This window comes from Aeromonas sp. ZOR0002 (assembly GCF_963866995.1).
In the GTDB taxonomy this organism is placed as follows: Bacteria; Pseudomonadota; Gammaproteobacteria; order Enterobacterales; family Aeromonadaceae; genus Aeromonas; species Aeromonas caviae.
In genome coordinates, this window is record NZ_CAWMFQ010000169.1 from 1 (window position 1) to 15984 (window position 15984).

Genomic DNA, 15984 nt, shown 5'->3' on the forward strand with positions numbered 1-15984 from the left:
CCAGCCACTCGTCCAGCATCTGCCCCTCCATGGCTTCCGGCTCCTGGCCCAGCAGGCGCGCCAGGGCCCGGGAGGCAAACAGCACCCCTCCTTGCTCATCGAGGAAGACCATGGGGTCGGCCCCCTCGCCAAGCAGGGCGAGGAGCCGTTCCTGATCCTGGTGCAGTTGCTCCTGGAGCAGCAGACGGTGCTCTATCTCCTGTTTGAGCAGGCGGTTCTCCACCAGGGAGGCGCGCCCGGCGCTGGCCTCCAGCAGGGCTCTCACCCGGGCGAACAGCTCCTCCTTGCAGAAGGGTTTCACCAGATAGTCGTTGGCCCCGGCGTTGAAACCCTCTTCAATCTCCTTGGGCTGGTTGAGGGCGGTGAGCAGCAGCACCGGCAGCTTCTCCTTGGGGTGCTGCTGGCGCAGACGGCGGCAGACGTCGAAGCCCGAGAGGGTGGGCATCATCACGTCAAGCAGGATGAGATCCACCGGCTCCTGAGCCAGCTTGGTCAGGGCGTCGTGACCGTCGCTGCTGGGCAGGATGCGATAACCGCAGGGCTGCAGCAGGTGGCGCAGTATGTGCAAATTGATGGGCTCGTCATCCACCACCAGGATGACGGGGGCATCTTGCGGCGGGGGCGGCAGATCCTCGCTCTCCCAGTCCGGCAGGATGACGGGTTGCTGGCGCACCAGCTGGTGCTCTATCTGGCGGCTGTCGAGGGTCAGACTGCCCGCCTTGCCGCTGGCCAGCGGCAGGGTGAAGGCGAAGGTGGAGCCGACGCTCGGCTCGCTTTCCACGAACAGCTCCCCCCCCATCAGGTGCACCAGCTGGCGGGTGATGGAGAGACCGAGGCCTGCTCCCTGCTTGCTCACTTCCGGGCTCATCTGCACCAGGGGCTCGAAGATGTGCTCCAGATGGTCCCTGGCGATGCCGATGCCGGTGTCGGTCACCTTGATGCGCAGGAAGTTGCCCTCCACCAGGGCACTCAGCACCACCTTGCCCTGGGGGGTGTACTTGATGGCGTTGCCCACCAGGTTGTAGAGCACCTGTTCGAGGCGCTGCTCGTCCGCCAGCACAGGGGGCAGTTCGGCGGGGCTCTTGTCCACCAGGGTGAGGGGCTTGGCCTGCACGAGGTGCTGGCAGAGATCCAGCACCAGCCGGATGACCCCCTTGGAGGAGACCGGCTGGGGGTGGATCTCCAACTGGCCGTAGCGCATCTGGTGGTAGTCGAGCAAGTCGTCCACGAGGCGCGCCAGACCGTCGGCGCTCTTGATGATGAGGCCGAGCTGTTTCTGCTGCCCTTCGGTCAGGTCCTGCTGGCTGGCGAGCATGGACTCGGCCATCCCCTTGATGCCGTGGATGGGGGTGCGCAGCTCGTGGGAGGTGTTGGCCAGGAGCTCGTCTTTGAGCTTGTCCGCCTGTTGCAGGCTGAGGTTCTGCTTGTGGGTCAGCTTGACCTGCTGTTGCAGCTCCTGGGTCTGGCGTTCGATGAGCTCGATCTTGTCCTTCACCGAGCGCTGCATGTGGCGAAATGCCTGTGCCAGCCGGTCGATGTCATCGTCGGTGCGGGGGATGGTGATGGGGTGATCCAGGGCGCCGTCCGCCACCTGTTCGGCGGCGGCGGTGAGGGATCGCAGGGGCGCCGTGATGGAGTGGGAGAGCCAGCGGGAGAAGAGGATCAGCAGCAGCAGTGAGCCAGCTCCCAGCAGGATCACCAGGGTCTCGAGCTGGCGGATGGGGGCATAGGCCTCGCTGGTGGAGATCTCGGCGATGAAGGCCCACTCGGTATCGAACACCTTCACCTGGGTATAGGCGGCCAGCACCTCGTCATCGTGGTAGGAGAGGAAGGGGCCGACCCCCTGCTCCCCGGAGAGGGCCTTGATGATGAGGGGGGTCTGCAGCGGTCGGAAGTCGGGGCTGAAGCTGTTCTCCACGCTGAATTCGGGGGCGAGCCAGGCGTTGGCGCGCATCCGCTTGTCCGGGCCGATGAGAATGGTCTCGCCGGTTGCGCCGAGCCCCTCCCGCTCCGCCATGATCTGGTTGAGCTTGTCCGGCAGCAGCTCGAAGATGACCACGCCGCGCACATAGTCGTACTGCATCACGGGAGCGGCGAGGTAGGCGACCACCTGGCCGGTCAGCTCGTTGCGGCCAAAATCGGTGAACTCGAAGATCTGCTGGGGCTTCTGGCCGCCATCGAGGCGGCGCTTGATCTTGGCGAAGGTGTTGCCAAGACCGCTGGACTGGTAAGGTCCCGAGAGCAGGTTGGTGGCGAAGTTGGCCTGCTTGGTGACCGAGTAGACCACGTCACCGTTGAGGTCGACCAGGAAGATGTCGCTGTAGTTGGACTTGCGCACCATATCGGCGTACCCGCGATGGAAGCGCTGGTGGACGCGGCCATACATCTCGTCCGCCAGGATGAGGGCACTGATGGAGGGCTCTATTTCCACCTGACTGTCAGGTTGTTGCAGCTTGTCCCAGGAGCCCGGCACATAGCGGGCCTGGGCGCGGGCGCGGGCCTCCTGCGGCGTGGTGCCGAGCTTCTCGAAGGCACCGGTGAAACCGTAGAAGCGACCGATACTGTTGCCGGCAAAGTCCTGCTGGGAGAAGTTGATGATCTGCTCCTTGAGGTTGCCGAAGTAGTCTTGCAGCTGGTTTTTCTTGATGTTGCGCACCGAGACCAGATGGTTGGAGGTCTGGGTGGTGAGATCCTTGCCGTGGCTATAGAGGAAAAACAGGGTGACGACCAGGAAGGGCACCAGGCCCAACATGAAAAAAGCCAGCATCAGCTGCGGTCTGAGCCCCCGAGGCCTGAAGTTCCATTTCATCGCATGATTTTCAATTGAGAATCCAGTTACTAAGCGCGATGAGTTTCTGACTAAAGACTAACTATTTCAATGGCTTTATCTTAAATTCGCTCGTCGGGTCACAGGGAGCGGGGGGATTTTCGACCAAGGCGTCTAAAGGGTGAGCAAACAGCACGGGAAAGGGCTCAAAGTGAGAAAAAAGGGTTGTGCCCGGGCTCGGGGTACGTATAATGCGCCTCGTTGTCAGGCAACTGGCACGCAAGCAGTAATGCGGGAATAGCTCAGTTGGTAGAGCACGACCTTGCCAAGGTCGGGGTCGCGAGTTCGAGTCTCGTTTCCCGCTCCAATACTCCATGGCACCAACCATGGACATCACTCTCAAGGCAATGCCTTGTCAGCATGGCGCGTTAGCAAAGCGGTTATGCAGCGGATTGCAAATCCGTTTAGTCCGGTTCGACTCCGGAACGTGCCTCCATCTTCTCCCTGTTATCCACATCACTGACGTTGTCCATCCGACATGGCGGCCCAGGATGATGCTTCATTGCATGTCAGTCAGCCGTGAACAACCCTCCCGTTGCCACGTCTTGTGCAGATGCTGATCCATCTCGGCCAATGCCTCGCCCCTGGATCCGGACCTCTCTTCGCCCCCCTGTTCTGCCAGTGCGGCCATCTCCTTTATCAGCAAACCGCATTGCCACAGGCTGGCGGTGGGGACCCCGTGATAGGGGATGTCGATGGCGACGTCACGATTGAGCCGCCACTCCTGCCACTGGCTCCAGGCGAGCACGCCCAATGCCCCCAGCAGCGCCGCATCTGCAAGTTTCATCCTGTGTTCCCCCGTTCTGGTCCAGTCCTCGTTAACTCTGGAACAGGGGCCGCGTTTTGCCACCTTTGTTGTTTTTTAGTTAAAGAATGTAATCCGGTTTCATTTTTAGGCTTTTAGCCCCATTTTTTATCAAAAAATGGCGCTGTCGGTGTAGTAATCCTACAATGATTGGCGTAATCTTTGTTCAGTGGTCTTACCAGTGAGGCGTTACATCATGTTTCATCCCTTCTCCCTGACTCAGATAATCCTTCGCCGCATCTTCGTCCTGATGGCGGGTCTGCTCGCCTTCCCGGTGATGCTGTTTCGCCGGGATCGCGCCCGTTTCTACAGCTACCTGCACCGCATCTGGAGCAAGACCAGCACCAAACCGGTCTGGCTCAAGATGAGCGAGCGAGGGGAGCGGATCTTCTACTGATCCTCCCCGTGACGCCCGCTTCACCCGGTGCCAGACTGGCGTGACAGGCAGGGCGCACCTCCCGATATAAAAAAACCGACACCCTGGTGTCGGTTTTTTTATGGGGCTCGAACTGCCACCGGCCTTGTATCCATGGCTGGTCCACGTTGTCTCTTGTCTCTGTGGGCGACCCTTTATGCCGCACTCTCAGTCGCACTCTCAGCCGCATTCTCAGCCGCGCCCGTGCGACATGACGGGAGGAAGGGCTGGCGGTACTCAGGGCGCTGGCCCCAGGGTGGCCAGCGCCGCGCGCAGACGGGCTAGGCCGATGGGCTTGAACAGGCAGTCGTTCATGCCGGCGGCGAGGCAAAGCTCCCGCTCGCGAGGCTGGGCATGGGCGGTGAAGCCCCAGACGGGCAGGCCATGGCCAAGGGCACGCAGGCTGCGGGTCAGCTCGAAGCCGTCCATCACCGGCATCTGGCAGTCGGTGATGACCAGATCGAAGGGGTGGCTGGCGAGGGCGCGCAGGGCCTCCAGGCCATTGCTGCGTACACTGACGTCGTGTCCCAGGTGCTTGAGCTGCTGGCGCAGCAGGATCTGGTTGGCGTGATTGTCATCGACCACCAGGATATGCAGCCGATGGGGGAGGGGTTGAGCCTGGTGGGGCTGGGGCGCCGGCATTGCCGTGATCGGGGCGGGGGGTTGCTGAGCGAGCGTGAGGGGCAGCCTTATCTCGAGGCGGGTGCCTTCGCCGACCTGGCTGTGAACGGCTATCTCCCCCCCCATCATCTGGCACAGGATGCGGGCGATGTTGAGGCCCAGCCCGCTGCCGGGGAACTGGCCCTGGCCGTGGGCGCGATAGAAGGGGGTGAAGAGCCGGGGCAGCTTGTCCGCGGGAATGCCGGCTCCGGTGTCGGTGATGGTGAGGTGCAGCACAGGAGGCTGCTCGCCCCCGGTCAGGGTGGCGGTAATGGCGACCCGGCCCTGCTCGGTGAACTTGATGGCGTTGCCGATGAGATTGAAGAGGATCTGGCGCAGGCGAAGGGGATCGATCAGCACCCTTGGCATGGGGGTGTCGGGCAGCCTGACCTCATAGATCAGCCCCTTCTGCTCGGCCATGCCTGCAAAGACCCGGGTGACGGACGAGAGCAGGGGCGCGAGATCGCAGGGGGTGGGAGTCAGGGTCATCTGGCCCGCCTCTATGGAGGCGATATCCAGGCTGTCCCCCAGCAGATCCAGCAGGCCGTTGGCGGAGTCGGCGGCGATGCGCAGCAGCTCGCCGCTGTGACGGCTGAGAGCGGGATCCTCGGTGGCCAGCTCCAGCATGCCGAGGATGGCGTTCATGGGGGTGCGGATCTCGTGGCTCATGGTGGCGAGGAAGTCGCTCTTGGCTCGGCTGGCGCTGTCGGCCTGCTGTTTGGCCTCGCGCAGCGCCTCTTCCAGCCGCTTGCGGTCCGTGATGTCTATCCAGCCGTCGATCACCCCGCTGATGGCCCCCTCCCCGTCGAAATAGGGCACCATCCAGTGATAGATGTCGCTCTGGGTTCCCCTGTGATGGAAGAGGCGATCCGCAAAGATGGGCTGCCCCTCCTGCAATACCCTGGCAAAGTCTTGCTCCAGCACGGCGATGCTGTCTGCATCGAGCACCCCTGACAGCCCCTGGGCGAAGGGCTGACCCAGGATGGCCTTTGGCTCGGCGCCGAGCTGGGTCAGGTATTTGCTGTTGCACAGCAATACCTTGCCGCTCTTGTCCCGCACGACGATGGGGTGGGGCAGGCTCTCCCCCAGTGCCCGGATGAACCTGACATGGGCCTCCAGTTGCTGGCGGGAAGCCTGCTCGGCGCTGGCCATCCGCTTGAACATGCGGTTGCGATAGAGCAGCACCAGCGCCAGGGTGAGGAGCCCCACGAACACCAGGTAGAAGATGTGGGCGTGGCGATCCATGAAGCCGGGAACCGGCAGTTTGCGGTTGCGCCACTCGTAACTCATCATGGCGAGCTCGTTGGGGGGGATGGCGAGGATGGTCTTGTCGAGGATCCCCATCAGCATCCCCTGTCCGGGCAGGCTGGCAAACCCCATCCGGATTGGCTCGTCATCGGCGGGGCCGGCGATGCGCAGCGGGCTCAGGGGATCATTGTCCAGTGCATGGCGGGCAAAATAGAGGGGCACGATGGCGGCATCCACCCGTCCCTGGGCGAGCACCTCCATCGCTTCTGCGGCACTCTCCACCTGGGTGATGCGGCTGCCCTCCAGTCTCTGTGCGAGGGGCACATGGTGCGTCATCGCCACCGTCTTGCCCGCCAGACTCCGTAGGGTGTCGATCCCTTGTTCCTCCTGGCGGGTGAGGATCACATAGATGTTGTCGGTGGCGTAGGGCACCGAGGTGTGCAGCCCGTAGTGTTCGGCCACCTGCTGGGAGATGGCGCCGATGAGGTCGATGGCGCCTGACTGCATGGCTTTTGCCAACTGGCGCTCGGAGTCTGCCCGCACGAACTCGAAGGTGAGGCCGGTGCGTGTGCGGATCTTGTCCAGCATGTCCACCGTCATGCCGACCAGCTGGCCGTCATGATCCAGGGCGCCATAGGGGTAGAGGTTGTCCATCAGCCACACCCTGATGGGGGGCGCTTGCCGCATCCAGGCCCGCTCGGCGGCATCATAGAGATCGGCGCTTCGCTCGCTCATGTCGCGGATGGGCCCGTTCCACTGGGTGAAGAGGGTATTGCGCGCCCGGTCGTCGATGGCCGCCAGCGCCCGGTTGACCAGGCTGAGCAGGGCGGGCTCGGTGGCCGGGACGGCAAAGCGGAACTCGGCAGGCGCCAGATCGGGCGGGGCCTCGCCCCGCTGGCGAAGGTTGTCGAAGCGCTCGCTGTTGAGGTAGTGGGTGGCGTGGGCATCCCCCAGCAGGATGTCGTCGCGGCCGAAGAAGACTGCATCGAACGCCTCCATGTTGGAGGGATAGGTCACCAGGGTGAGGGTGGGGTAGTAGCGGCCAAAGCGCGCCCTGTCTATCTGATCCCGGACGGCGGCCACCCGCTGTCCCGGTGTGAGCAGTGCCCCCCGATAACGTCTGGGCACGGAGAAGACGAGGGGGCTGCTGAAATAGGGGTTGCTCAGGCGGATCGCCCGGATGTCACTGTCCGCCAGGGTGAGATTGCCGAGGCTGGCGAGGTGTATCTCCCCCCGTGCCAGGGCACGGAGCAGGTGCGCCTTGTCGGGGAAGGCGCTCAGGGCAACGGGTTTGTCCAGCATCCGGGCCAGCAGGTCGATGTAGTCGGCACTGAGCCCCTCGACGCGCTGGCGAGCGATCATGGTGAAGGGGCGGTAGTCCTCTTGCAGGATGCCGACCCGCAGTTGGGACTGCTGGCGCAGCCATCCGAGCTCCGCCTCCGACCAGCGGGGAGGCAGCGGGGCGGGATCGTAGCGGCTGTGCAGCGTCAGGGCCTGCACAGGTTGAAGGCAGAGCAGACAGAGCAGGATCAGTGTTCGATATAGGTTCATCTAGCCACCCGACGCGACAGCCATCCCTGCCAAGCCTCATCCAATGGCGGCCATTCTACCGGAAAATGGCTATAACGAGTCCGCTATTTCTCCACGCGCGTCGGCGAGAGCACGTCAAGCAGGGCGGCCTGGCCGCCCCGCCCTCAACCGAACTGGTAGGCCCCCATGTAGAGGCTGCCGTAATCCCAGCTGTCGTGCAGCTTTCGGGGTCTGTCGGCCCCCGCCGCGCCGAGCGCCACAAACAGGGGGCGCAGGTGATCGTCGTGGGGATGGGATTCCACCGCGCCCGGCGCCCGGGCCCGGTAATCTTCCAGCGCCCCCCTGTCTCCCTCTGCCATGGTCTGCTCCAGCCAGCGAGCAAACTGACTGGCCCACTGGGGAACCGGCGAGCCGTCCGGCCCGAGGGCACGCAGGTTGTGGGTGATGGCGCCGGAGGCGAGGATGCCGATCCCTTGCTCGCGCAGCCCCTGCAATGCCTCCCCCAGTTGCCACAGCTGGGCCGGGGTGAAGCTGGCCGGGATGGCGATCTGCACCAGGGGGAGTTCACTGTCCGGATCCATCAGGGAGAGGGGGGACCAGACCCCGTGATCCAGCTCGCGGCGCACCGGGGTGGCGGGCAGGCCGGCCAGCAGCAGCTGATCGCTCACCGCTTCCTGCAACCATTGCGGGCTCGTCGCGGGCCAGCGGATCTGGTAGAGGGGCTCGGGGAAGCCGTAGAAGTCGTACATCAGGGCCGGGCTGGGCTCGACGTTGATCTGCAGCTCGCTTCGGCTGAACCAGTGGGCCGAGATCACCACCAGCCCTCTGGCACCCTCGAGGCGCAGTTGCTTCAGGAACCGGGTCGCGGGCTGATCGCGCAGGACCAGATCCGGGGCGCCGTGGGAGATGAACCAGACAGGGGCGATAGACATGACAGACTCCATATGCGTTGTGCCGATGCGCGCGGCGCACCGACAACCCGAGGCCAGGGCGACATGCCGCTGACGATGTGGTCATTATCTGCCCCTATTAATGGGTTAACAATCAGGCTTTAAGGATAAGCACTCTTCACTTTTAGTTGATAGTCTGGCATCAGGGCGAGGGAGACCGGGGCAGAAACGACAACGCCGGCGCAGTGCGCCGGCGTTGTGATCAGGGTCCGTCGGACGTGGCCCCTGACGGGATGCCCCGCAGCGCCACCGCCAAGATCAACGCGGGCCCAGTGCGGGTTTATTGAATGCCCAGCAGCTCCACGTCGAAGATGAGGACTGAGCCCGGCGGGATCTTGCCGGCGGCGCGATCGCCATAGGCCAGGTTGGCGGGGATGTAGAAGCGGGTCTTCTCCCCTTCCACCATCAGTTGCACCCCTTCGGTCCAACCCTTGATCACCTGGTTGAGGCCGAACTCGATGGGTTCGCCACGGGCGACGGAGCTGTCGAACACGGTGCCGTCCAGCAGCTTGCCCTCGTAGTGCACCTTCACCTTGCTGGTGGCGGTGGGGTGAACGGTACCGGTGCCCGGGGTCAGCACTTCGTACTGCAGGCCGGAGGCGGTGGTGGTCACCAGGGGTTTTTCCTGGTTGCTGGCGAGGAACTCGGCCCCCTTGCGCACGTTCTCTTCCGCCAGCTTCCGGTTGTTGCTGCTGGAGTAGAAGTAGTAGGCGGCGCCGGCGATAAGAAGGGCTATCAGAATGAATTTCATCGGGTTTTCCTGTTCCTTGAAATCAGAGTGCGAGTGAGGGGGCATCTTATCCCAGCCAGGGGGAGAGGGCGAGGGGAGGCGCCCCGGGATGTGACCTGGCGGGCAAGGGGGCGGGGGCAGCTGAGTGCCCCCGCCGCGGGGTTACTTGACGGCCACCATCATCAGGGCGGGCAGGGCGAAGAAGAGCCCGGCCACGTAACCCAGCGCCAGCAGCTTGTTCTCGCTGCCGACCCGGGCCAGGGCTTCGGCGGCCTTGATGGGCAGCTCCCGCAGGAAGGGCACCCCGTAGATGAGCACCACGGCGAAGAGGTTGAACAGCACGTGGACCAGGGCGATGGTCAGGGCGAGCTGGGCACCGGCACCGCTGATGGCGGTGGCGGCCAGCAGGGCGGTGATGGTGGTGCCGATGTTGGCCCCCAGGGTGAAGGGATAGAGCTGGCGGGTGCTGAACACGCCGCCTCCCGCCAGGGGGATCATCAGGCTGGTGGTGGTGGAGGAGGACTGCACCATCACGGTGACCAGGGTGCCGGAGGCGATGCCGGTGAGCGGGCCACGGCCCAGGGCCTTGTGCAGCAGCTCCTTGGCACGGCCCACCATGACCTGTTGCAGCACCTTGCCAAGGGCGGTGACGCAGAACAGGATGAGCAGAATGCCGATGAGAATGGTGGCGATGGCGCCCCCCTTGCCCGGCAGGAAGGCGACGGCGCCGTCGATGAGATCCAGGGACGGGGAGATGAGGGGCTTCATGAAATCCATCCCCTTCATCGACATGTCGGCGGAGCCCAGCAGCAGGCTGGCAATCCCTTCCGCACTCTTTTGCAGCAGACCGAACATCAGCTCCAGGGGCAGGAAGATGAAGACCGCCAGCAGGTTGAAGAAGTCGTGCACGGTGGCTGCGGCGAAGGCGCGGCGAAACTCGCCTCTGTCCCGGATGTGCCCCAGGGAGACGATGGTGTTGGTGATGGTGGTGCCGAGGTTGGCCCCCATCACCATGGGGATGGCCATGGCCATGGGCAGGCCCCCTGCCACCAGGCCGACGATCACCGAGGTGACGGTGCTGGAGGATTGCACCAGGGCGGTGGCCAGGATGCCGAGCAGCAGCGCGACGAAGGGGTTGTTGGCAAAGGCGAAGATCTGGGCCGCGCCCTCGGCGCCGCCGGAGAAGCCCTTGAAGCCGTGGGAGACGGCGCCAACGGCGACCAGGATCAGGTAGATCAGCGTGATCACCGCGAGCCAGTTGAACAGGGGGCCGGGACGACGGATCTGCTGGGGTGCGGAAGATGCGGTGCTGTGCATATGGCCTCTTGGGGTCGTTCTGCGTTGAAAATGGACGGGCGCATTACAACAAGGCTCCATGACAGAAATATGACAACGTGACACTTTTATGATGCTTTGGTGACAGGGTGGCAGGGGGCGTCGCAGACAAAAGGTGTCGGAGCAAACGCCGATATGACGCCATCCGGCTCATCACCGGCCCCCGCCCTTGCACTGGGATCCCAGGGTTATATGCTGCCGGACTTTCCTGTCTTGAAACTGAGGAAGTGATGATGCGTGCATGGGTTTTGTGCCTCTCCCTGGGTCTGTTGTCTGCCGGTGCGCAGGCCAGCGTGTTCAAGTCCGAGTGCAACCTCGACAAGGCGGTCAGGAACGAGGCGATGAACGCCACCCTGGGGGTCAAGGGCAACTGCGATGCCGACAAGCTGGTGCGCAAGCAGAAGGAGAAGGCCAATGCCGAGGTGAAGAAACACACCACGGACGTGCTGGACAAGAAGACGGCGGGACTGAAAGAGACCAGGCAGCACACCAATGCGGCCCTGAACAAGCAGAGTGCCGGTGTGAAGCAGGCGCAGGACAAGCTCAACCAGACCCGCAAGGATGTCAACGCCGTGACCAGGGATCCGGTCAAGGCGGCCGCCACGGCCGTGCTCAATCAGGGGTGAGGGTCCGCGCACCGGACGTCTGAATGCAAGAAGGGGAGCCATGGGCTCCCCTTCTGTTTGGGCGTGTGTGCCGCCTTACTGGCCGTCGGCCGCTTCCTCGTACTGACGGAAGGGGATGCGGAACACGGCGAGGCGCAGGAAGAGGTAGGTGACCCCGATCCCCGCCCAGATGAGGCCAAGCTCCAGGGAGCTCTGCTCCAGGTTGATCCAGAGGGCGCCGATGGTGGCGGCCCCCAGCAGCGGCAGCACCAGGAACAGCAGGTGCTCCTTGAGGCTCTTGTTGCGCTTCTCGCGCACCCAGAACTGGCCGATCACCGAGAGGTTGACGAAGGTGAAGGCCACCAGGGCGCCGAAGTTCACCAGGGCCAGGGCCATGTCCAGATCGAAGGAGACCGCGGAGAGGGCCAGGGCACCCACCAGCAGCACGTTGATGGCCGGGGTGCGCCAGGTGGGGTGGATATAGCCGAACACCCGCTCCGGGATCATGCGATCGCGCCCCATCACGTAGAGGATGCGCGACACGCCGGCGTGGGCCGCCATGCCGGAGGCGAGCACGGCCGCGGTGGTGCACACCAGCACCACGCTCTGGAACAGGGTGCCACCCACGTAGAGGGCGATCTCCGGCAGCACGGCGTCCGGCTCCTTGAAGCGGGCCAGATCCGGGAAGAACAGCTGCAGGCTGTAGGAGACGGTGACGAAGATGATGCCGCCGATGAGGGCCGTCAGCACGATGGCGCGGGGGATCACCTTGCCGGCATTCGGGGTCTCTTCGGAGAGGGAGCTCAGGCCGTCGAAGCCCAGGAACGAGAAGCAGAGGATGGTGGCGCCGGTGAACAGCGGCAGCATGCTGGCAGACTCCACATGGAACGGACGGCTGCTCATCAGGGTGCCGGCCCCTTCACCGTGACTCAGGCCCCAGGCGATGAGGCCGAGGAAGGTGACGATGATGGCGATCTGGATGAAGACGATGAAGCCGTTGAGGTTCGCCACCAGCTTGATGCCGCGCAGGTTCAGGAAGGTCATCACGGTCACCAGACCGAAGATGAAGATCCAGGGCTCCACGGTGGGGAACATGGCGGTCAGGTAGATCTTGGCCAGCAGGATGTTGATCATCGGCATGAACATGTAGTCCAGCAGGGAAGACCAGCCCACCATGAAGCCCACATAGGGGTGGAACACCTTCTGGGCATAGGTGTAGGCGGAGCCTGCGGACGGGAAGCGGCGCACCAGGTGGCCGTAGCTGAACGCGGTCAGCAGGATGCCGCCGAGCGCCAGCAGGTAGGCGGTGGCCACGCGACCATCCGTGATGTCACCGACGATGGCGAAGGTATCGAATACCGCCATGGGCGTGAGGTAAGCCAGACCCATCACCACGACCTGGAACAGGGTGAGGGTCTTGAGCAGCTTGGCACCGGCCATCACGCTTTCTCCTCTGCACAGGCCCCGTGGGCGAGATGGGACGGGATCAGGGACGCGGAAACGCGTCGCTGGACACAGGGGGCGCCCATCTGTGGCACAGATGCGTGGCGCACGCCGGCGGGGACCGGCAGGAAAGCAGTGAAATGCCCCATGTTTTTCCTCACAACGTCGGGAGATTGCTTGGCAATCTGGGTATCAATTCCGGCACATGGCCGGCCTCTTGGTGAATGGTGGTGTGCCCCAGAAAAGCAAAGAACCGATGTTGTTGAAACATCGGCTCTCAAGGGGCGCCGTATTGTGCCCTCAGGGGGGGGAGGAGACAAGCGAAAAAGGCCGCCAGCGGGGAATTTGTTCCCCCCGTGAGCGATCACTTCGCCACCGCTGCGGGAAAGTCGATGACAACCTTGTCATCAGCTGGCGCCCTGCTTTGCCGCCATGTGAAACCGGCGCCCTGGGGGCGCCGGTTTCGCTCAGGAGGCGTCCTGCTCGGGACGGCCGAGGCGGACCCGGAACACGGTGAGGCGCAGCAGCAGGTAGATGGCACCGAGGGCGGCCCAGATCAGCCCCAGCTCGAAGGAGGCGGGCTCCAGGTTGAGCCAGAGCACCCCGATGCAGGCGGCGCCGCACAGGGGCAGGGCGAGGAACAGCAGGTGATCCTTCAGGGTCTTGTTGTGACCCAGCCTGAGATAGAAGTGGGCAATCACCGCCAGGTTGACGAAGGTGAAGGCCACCAGGGCGCCGAAGTTGATGAGCGCCAGCGCCATCTCCAGATCGAAGACCACCGCCGAGAGGGCCAGCATGCCCACCAGCAGCACGTTGAGAGCCGGGGTCTGCCAGGTGGGGTGGATGTAGCCGAAGACGCGGCTCGGCAGGGCGCGATCCCGGCCCATCACGTAGAGCAGGCGCGACACCCCGGCGTGGGAGGCGAGCCCCGAGGCGAGCACCGCCACCGTGGTGCAGACCAGCACCACCGCCTGGAACAGCTTGCCGCCCACATAGAGGGCGATCTCCGGCAGCACCGCATCCGGCTGCTGGAAGCGGGAGATGTCCGGGAAGAAGAGCTGCAGGAAGTAGGAGACGGAGATGAAGAGCACGCCGCCGATGAGGGCGGTGAGCACGATGGCCCGGGGGATCACCCGATCCGCGTTCGGGGTCTCCTCCGACAGGGTGGTGATGGCGTCAAACCCGAGGAACGACAGGCAGAGGATGGAGGCGCCGGTCAGCAGGGGATTGATGTGCATCTGCTCGGAGAAGAAGGGGCGGCTGCTCGCCACCGTGCCGAGGCCCTCGCCGTGGCTCACGCCCCAGGCGATGAGGCCGATGAAGACGGCGATGATGCTGAACTGCATGATGACGATCAGGCTGTTGAAGTTCGCCACCAGCTTGATGCCCCGCAGGTTCAGGAAGGTCATGACGGCGGCCAGGGCCAGGATGTAGGTCCAGGGGGCCACGCCGGGGAAGAGGGCCTCCATGTAGATCTTGGCCAGCAGCATGTTGATCATGGGCATGAACATGTAGTCGAGCAGGGAGACCCAGCCCACCATGAAACCCACATAGGGGTGGAACACCTTCTGGGCATAGGTGTAGGCGGAGCCTGCCGAGGGGAACTTGCGCACCAGGTGGCCGTAGCTCATGGCGGTGAACAGCATGCCGATGAGGGCGAGCAGGTAGGCGGTCGGCACATGGCCTTCGGTGATCTCGGTGACGATGCCGAAGGTGTCGAACACCGCCATGGGGGTGAGATAGGCCAGCCCCATGATGACCACGTGCCAGAGTTTCAGGCTTTTTTTCAAACCGGCGGGGTGCGGGTGCATCAGGCGATCCCCCGCAGGCAGGCTGACGGGATCAGGCTGACGGTGAGGTCATCCTGCACGGTGGGGGCGCCAGTCCGGGATGCGGACGGATGGCGCAGACCGGCGCGGGCCGGCAGGAAAGCGATGATATGCCCCATGGAGTTCCTCACTAAGAAGCGGGTGTCGTGAGATGGCGTGCCACCTCGTTATCATTTCCGGTCTGTTCCGGCCTCGTTATGGATTTGTTTGGCGCAAAAAAAGAACCGGGCTCCGATGAGCGGACGGTCCTTGAATACGGCGGCGCATTGTGCATTCGTGATGCCCCCTTGACAAGCATATCAAGGGAGCAAAAACGCATTTTTTTGCACGTGGGCGAACGCGCTCTTCCGGATCAGGCCAGGGAGGCGGACAGGGCCTGCTCCAGCAGGTCGAGCCCCTCGTCGACGATGGCCGCCGGGGCGGTCAGGGGGGCGAGGAAACGGATCACGTTGCCACGCACGCCGCAGGCCAGCAGCACCAGCCCCCGCTTGCCCGCCTCGGCCACCAGCCGCTTGGTGAGATCCGGGTCCGGTCTGGCGGCATCTCCCTCCTTCACCAGCTCCATGGCCACCATGGCGCCGGGGCCGCGGATGTTGCCGATGCAGTCAAACCGTGTCGCCAGCTGGTGCAGGCGCGCCTTGATCTGCTCCCCCTGGGCCAGGGCCTTCTGGTTCAGGCGCTCCTCCTCGATCACCTCCAGCACCGCCAGGGCGGCGGCGCAGGCGATGGGGGAGCCCGCATAGGTGCCCCCCAGGCCACCGGGCTTGGCGGCGTTCATCACCTCGCTCTTGCCCACAACGGCAGAGAGCGGGAAGCCGCCGGCCAGGCTCTTGGCCAGCGTCATGATGTCGGGTTCGACACCGCTGTATTCGGTGGCGAAGGTCTTGCCGGTGCGACAGAAACCGGTCTGGATCTCGTCGCAGATGAGCAGGATGCCGTGCTGGTCGCACACCTGGCGCAGGCGCTGCATGAAGCTGGCGGAGGCGGGGTAGAAGCCCCCTTCCCCCTGCACCGGCTCGATGATGATGGCGGCCACCCGGGTGGGTTCGATGTCGGCGCTGAAGCAGAGATCCAGCGCGGCCAGGGCATCGTCTTCACTCACTCCCAGGTAGTCGGCGGGGAAGGGGAGGTGATAGACCTCCCCCGGGAAGGGGCCGAAGCCGGTCTTGTAGGGCACCACCTTGCCGGTGAGGGCCATGCCCATCATGGTGCGGCCGTGGAAGCCCCCCTTGAAGGCGATGGTGCCGCTGCGACCGGTGTGGGCGCGGGCGATCTTGATGGCGTTCTCCACCGCCTCGGCGCCGGTGGAGAGGAAGAGGGTGCGCTTGGGGGTGGGGCCGGGCACCAGAGCATTCAACTTCTCCGCCAGCTCGATATAGCCGGAGTAGGGGGTGACCTGGAAGCAGGTGTGGCTGAACTTCTCGAGCTGCTCGCGCACCGCCGCCACCACCTTGGGGTGGTTGTGGCCGGTGTTGAGCACGGCGATGCCGGAGGCAAAGTCGATGTAGCGGTTGCCCTCCACGTCCCACAGCTCGGCGTTGTGCGCCCGGTCGATGAAGACCGGCAGCAGGGTGCCGACCCCCTGGACCACGGCCGCTTCGCGGCGG

At 64.2% G+C, this 15984-nt stretch carries 12 protein-coding genes and 2 tRNA genes; 4 read left to right on the forward strand and 10 right to left on the reverse strand.

Annotated elements, in window-relative coordinates; all coding sequences use genetic code 11:
- Positions 1-2809: ATP-binding protein (locus AACR77_RS09765; protein WP_042881154.1), on the reverse strand; the 2809-nt coding region annotated here is incomplete at its 3' end.
- Between the two features lie 249 nt (positions 2810-3058).
- On the opposite strand from AACR77_RS09765, the gene AACR77_RS09770 reads away from it, so the two are divergent.
- Together AACR77_RS09770 and AACR77_RS09775 are read left to right on the forward strand one after the other, a co-directional pair.
- Positions 3059-3134, forward strand: a tRNA-Gly gene (locus tag AACR77_RS09770).
- Between the two features lie 55 nt (positions 3135-3189).
- Positions 3190-3263 (forward strand) — tRNA-Cys (locus tag AACR77_RS09775).
- Positions 3264-3326: 63 nt separating this feature from the next.
- Here the strand turns inward: AACR77_RS09775 and AACR77_RS09780 are convergent.
- Entirely contained in the window at positions 3327-3614 is a 288-nt protein-coding gene (locus AACR77_RS09780) for a hypothetical protein (RefSeq protein WP_042881128.1), read from the reverse strand.
- 214 nt (positions 3615-3828) lie between these two features.
- Here AACR77_RS09780 and AACR77_RS09785 point away from each other — a divergent pair, with 214 nt between their 5' ends.
- On the forward strand, positions 3829-4029 hold the full coding sequence (locus AACR77_RS09785; RefSeq protein WP_010673543.1) for a YbfA family protein: 201 nt from the start codon (positions 3829-3831) through the stop codon (positions 4027-4029).
- 255 nt (positions 4030-4284) lie between these two features.
- Here the strand turns inward: AACR77_RS09785 and AACR77_RS09790 are convergent, their stop codons facing one another.
- From AACR77_RS09790 to AACR77_RS09805, 4 genes are all read right to left on the reverse strand, one after another.
- The gene (locus AACR77_RS09790) at positions 4285-7506 is read right to left on the reverse strand and encodes an ATP-binding protein (RefSeq protein ID WP_042881130.1); all 3222 of its coding nucleotides are present in this window, start codon (positions 7504-7506) and stop codon (positions 4285-4287) included.
- A gap of 143 nt (positions 7507-7649) precedes the next feature.
- Complete coding sequence (locus tag AACR77_RS09795; protein WP_041213317.1) at positions 7650-8417, reverse strand: DODA-type extradiol aromatic ring-opening family dioxygenase; 768 nt, start codon at positions 8415-8417, stop codon at positions 7650-7652.
- 298 nt (positions 8418-8715) lie between these two features.
- Positions 8716-9186: an FKBP-type peptidyl-prolyl cis-trans isomerase gene (locus tag AACR77_RS09800; protein WP_010673545.1), complete on the reverse strand. Its 471-nt coding sequence runs from the start codon at positions 9184-9186 to the stop codon at positions 8716-8718.
- A 141-nt stretch (positions 9187-9327) separates the two neighbouring features.
- Positions 9328-10482: a Na/Pi symporter gene (locus AACR77_RS09805; protein WP_042881131.1), complete on the reverse strand. Its 1155-nt coding sequence runs from the start codon at positions 10480-10482 to the stop codon at positions 9328-9330.
- Positions 10483-10733: 251 nt separating this feature from the next.
- On the opposite strand from AACR77_RS09805, the gene AACR77_RS09810 reads away from it, so the two are divergent.
- Entirely contained in the window at positions 10734-11126 is a 393-nt protein-coding gene (locus AACR77_RS09810) for a hypothetical protein (RefSeq protein ID WP_042881133.1), read from the forward strand.
- A 75-nt stretch (positions 11127-11201) separates the two neighbouring features.
- Here AACR77_RS09810 and AACR77_RS09815 read toward each other — a convergent pair whose 3' ends face one another.
- The 4 genes from AACR77_RS09815 to gabT all read right to left on the reverse strand — a co-directional run.
- Positions 11202-12545: an APC family permease gene (locus AACR77_RS09815; protein WP_039039328.1), complete on the reverse strand. Its 1344-nt coding sequence runs from the start codon at positions 12543-12545 to the stop codon at positions 11202-11204.
- Between the two features lie 470 nt (positions 12546-13015).
- On the reverse strand, positions 13016-14359 hold the full coding sequence (locus AACR77_RS09820; RefSeq protein WP_039039329.1) for an APC family permease: 1344 nt from the start codon (positions 14357-14359) through the stop codon (positions 13016-13018).
- Positions 14359-14496, reverse strand: a complete 138-nt coding sequence (locus AACR77_RS09825; RefSeq protein WP_010673549.1) for a hypothetical protein — start codon at positions 14494-14496, stop codon at positions 14359-14361. The genes AACR77_RS09820 and AACR77_RS09825 overlap by 1 nt, the downstream gene beginning before the upstream one ends.
- A gap of 233 nt (positions 14497-14729) precedes the next feature.
- Positions 14730-15984 (reverse strand): 4-aminobutyrate--2-oxoglutarate transaminase (gene gabT, locus AACR77_RS09830; RefSeq protein ID WP_081999427.1); only part of this gene is annotated, 1255 nt, incomplete at its 5' end.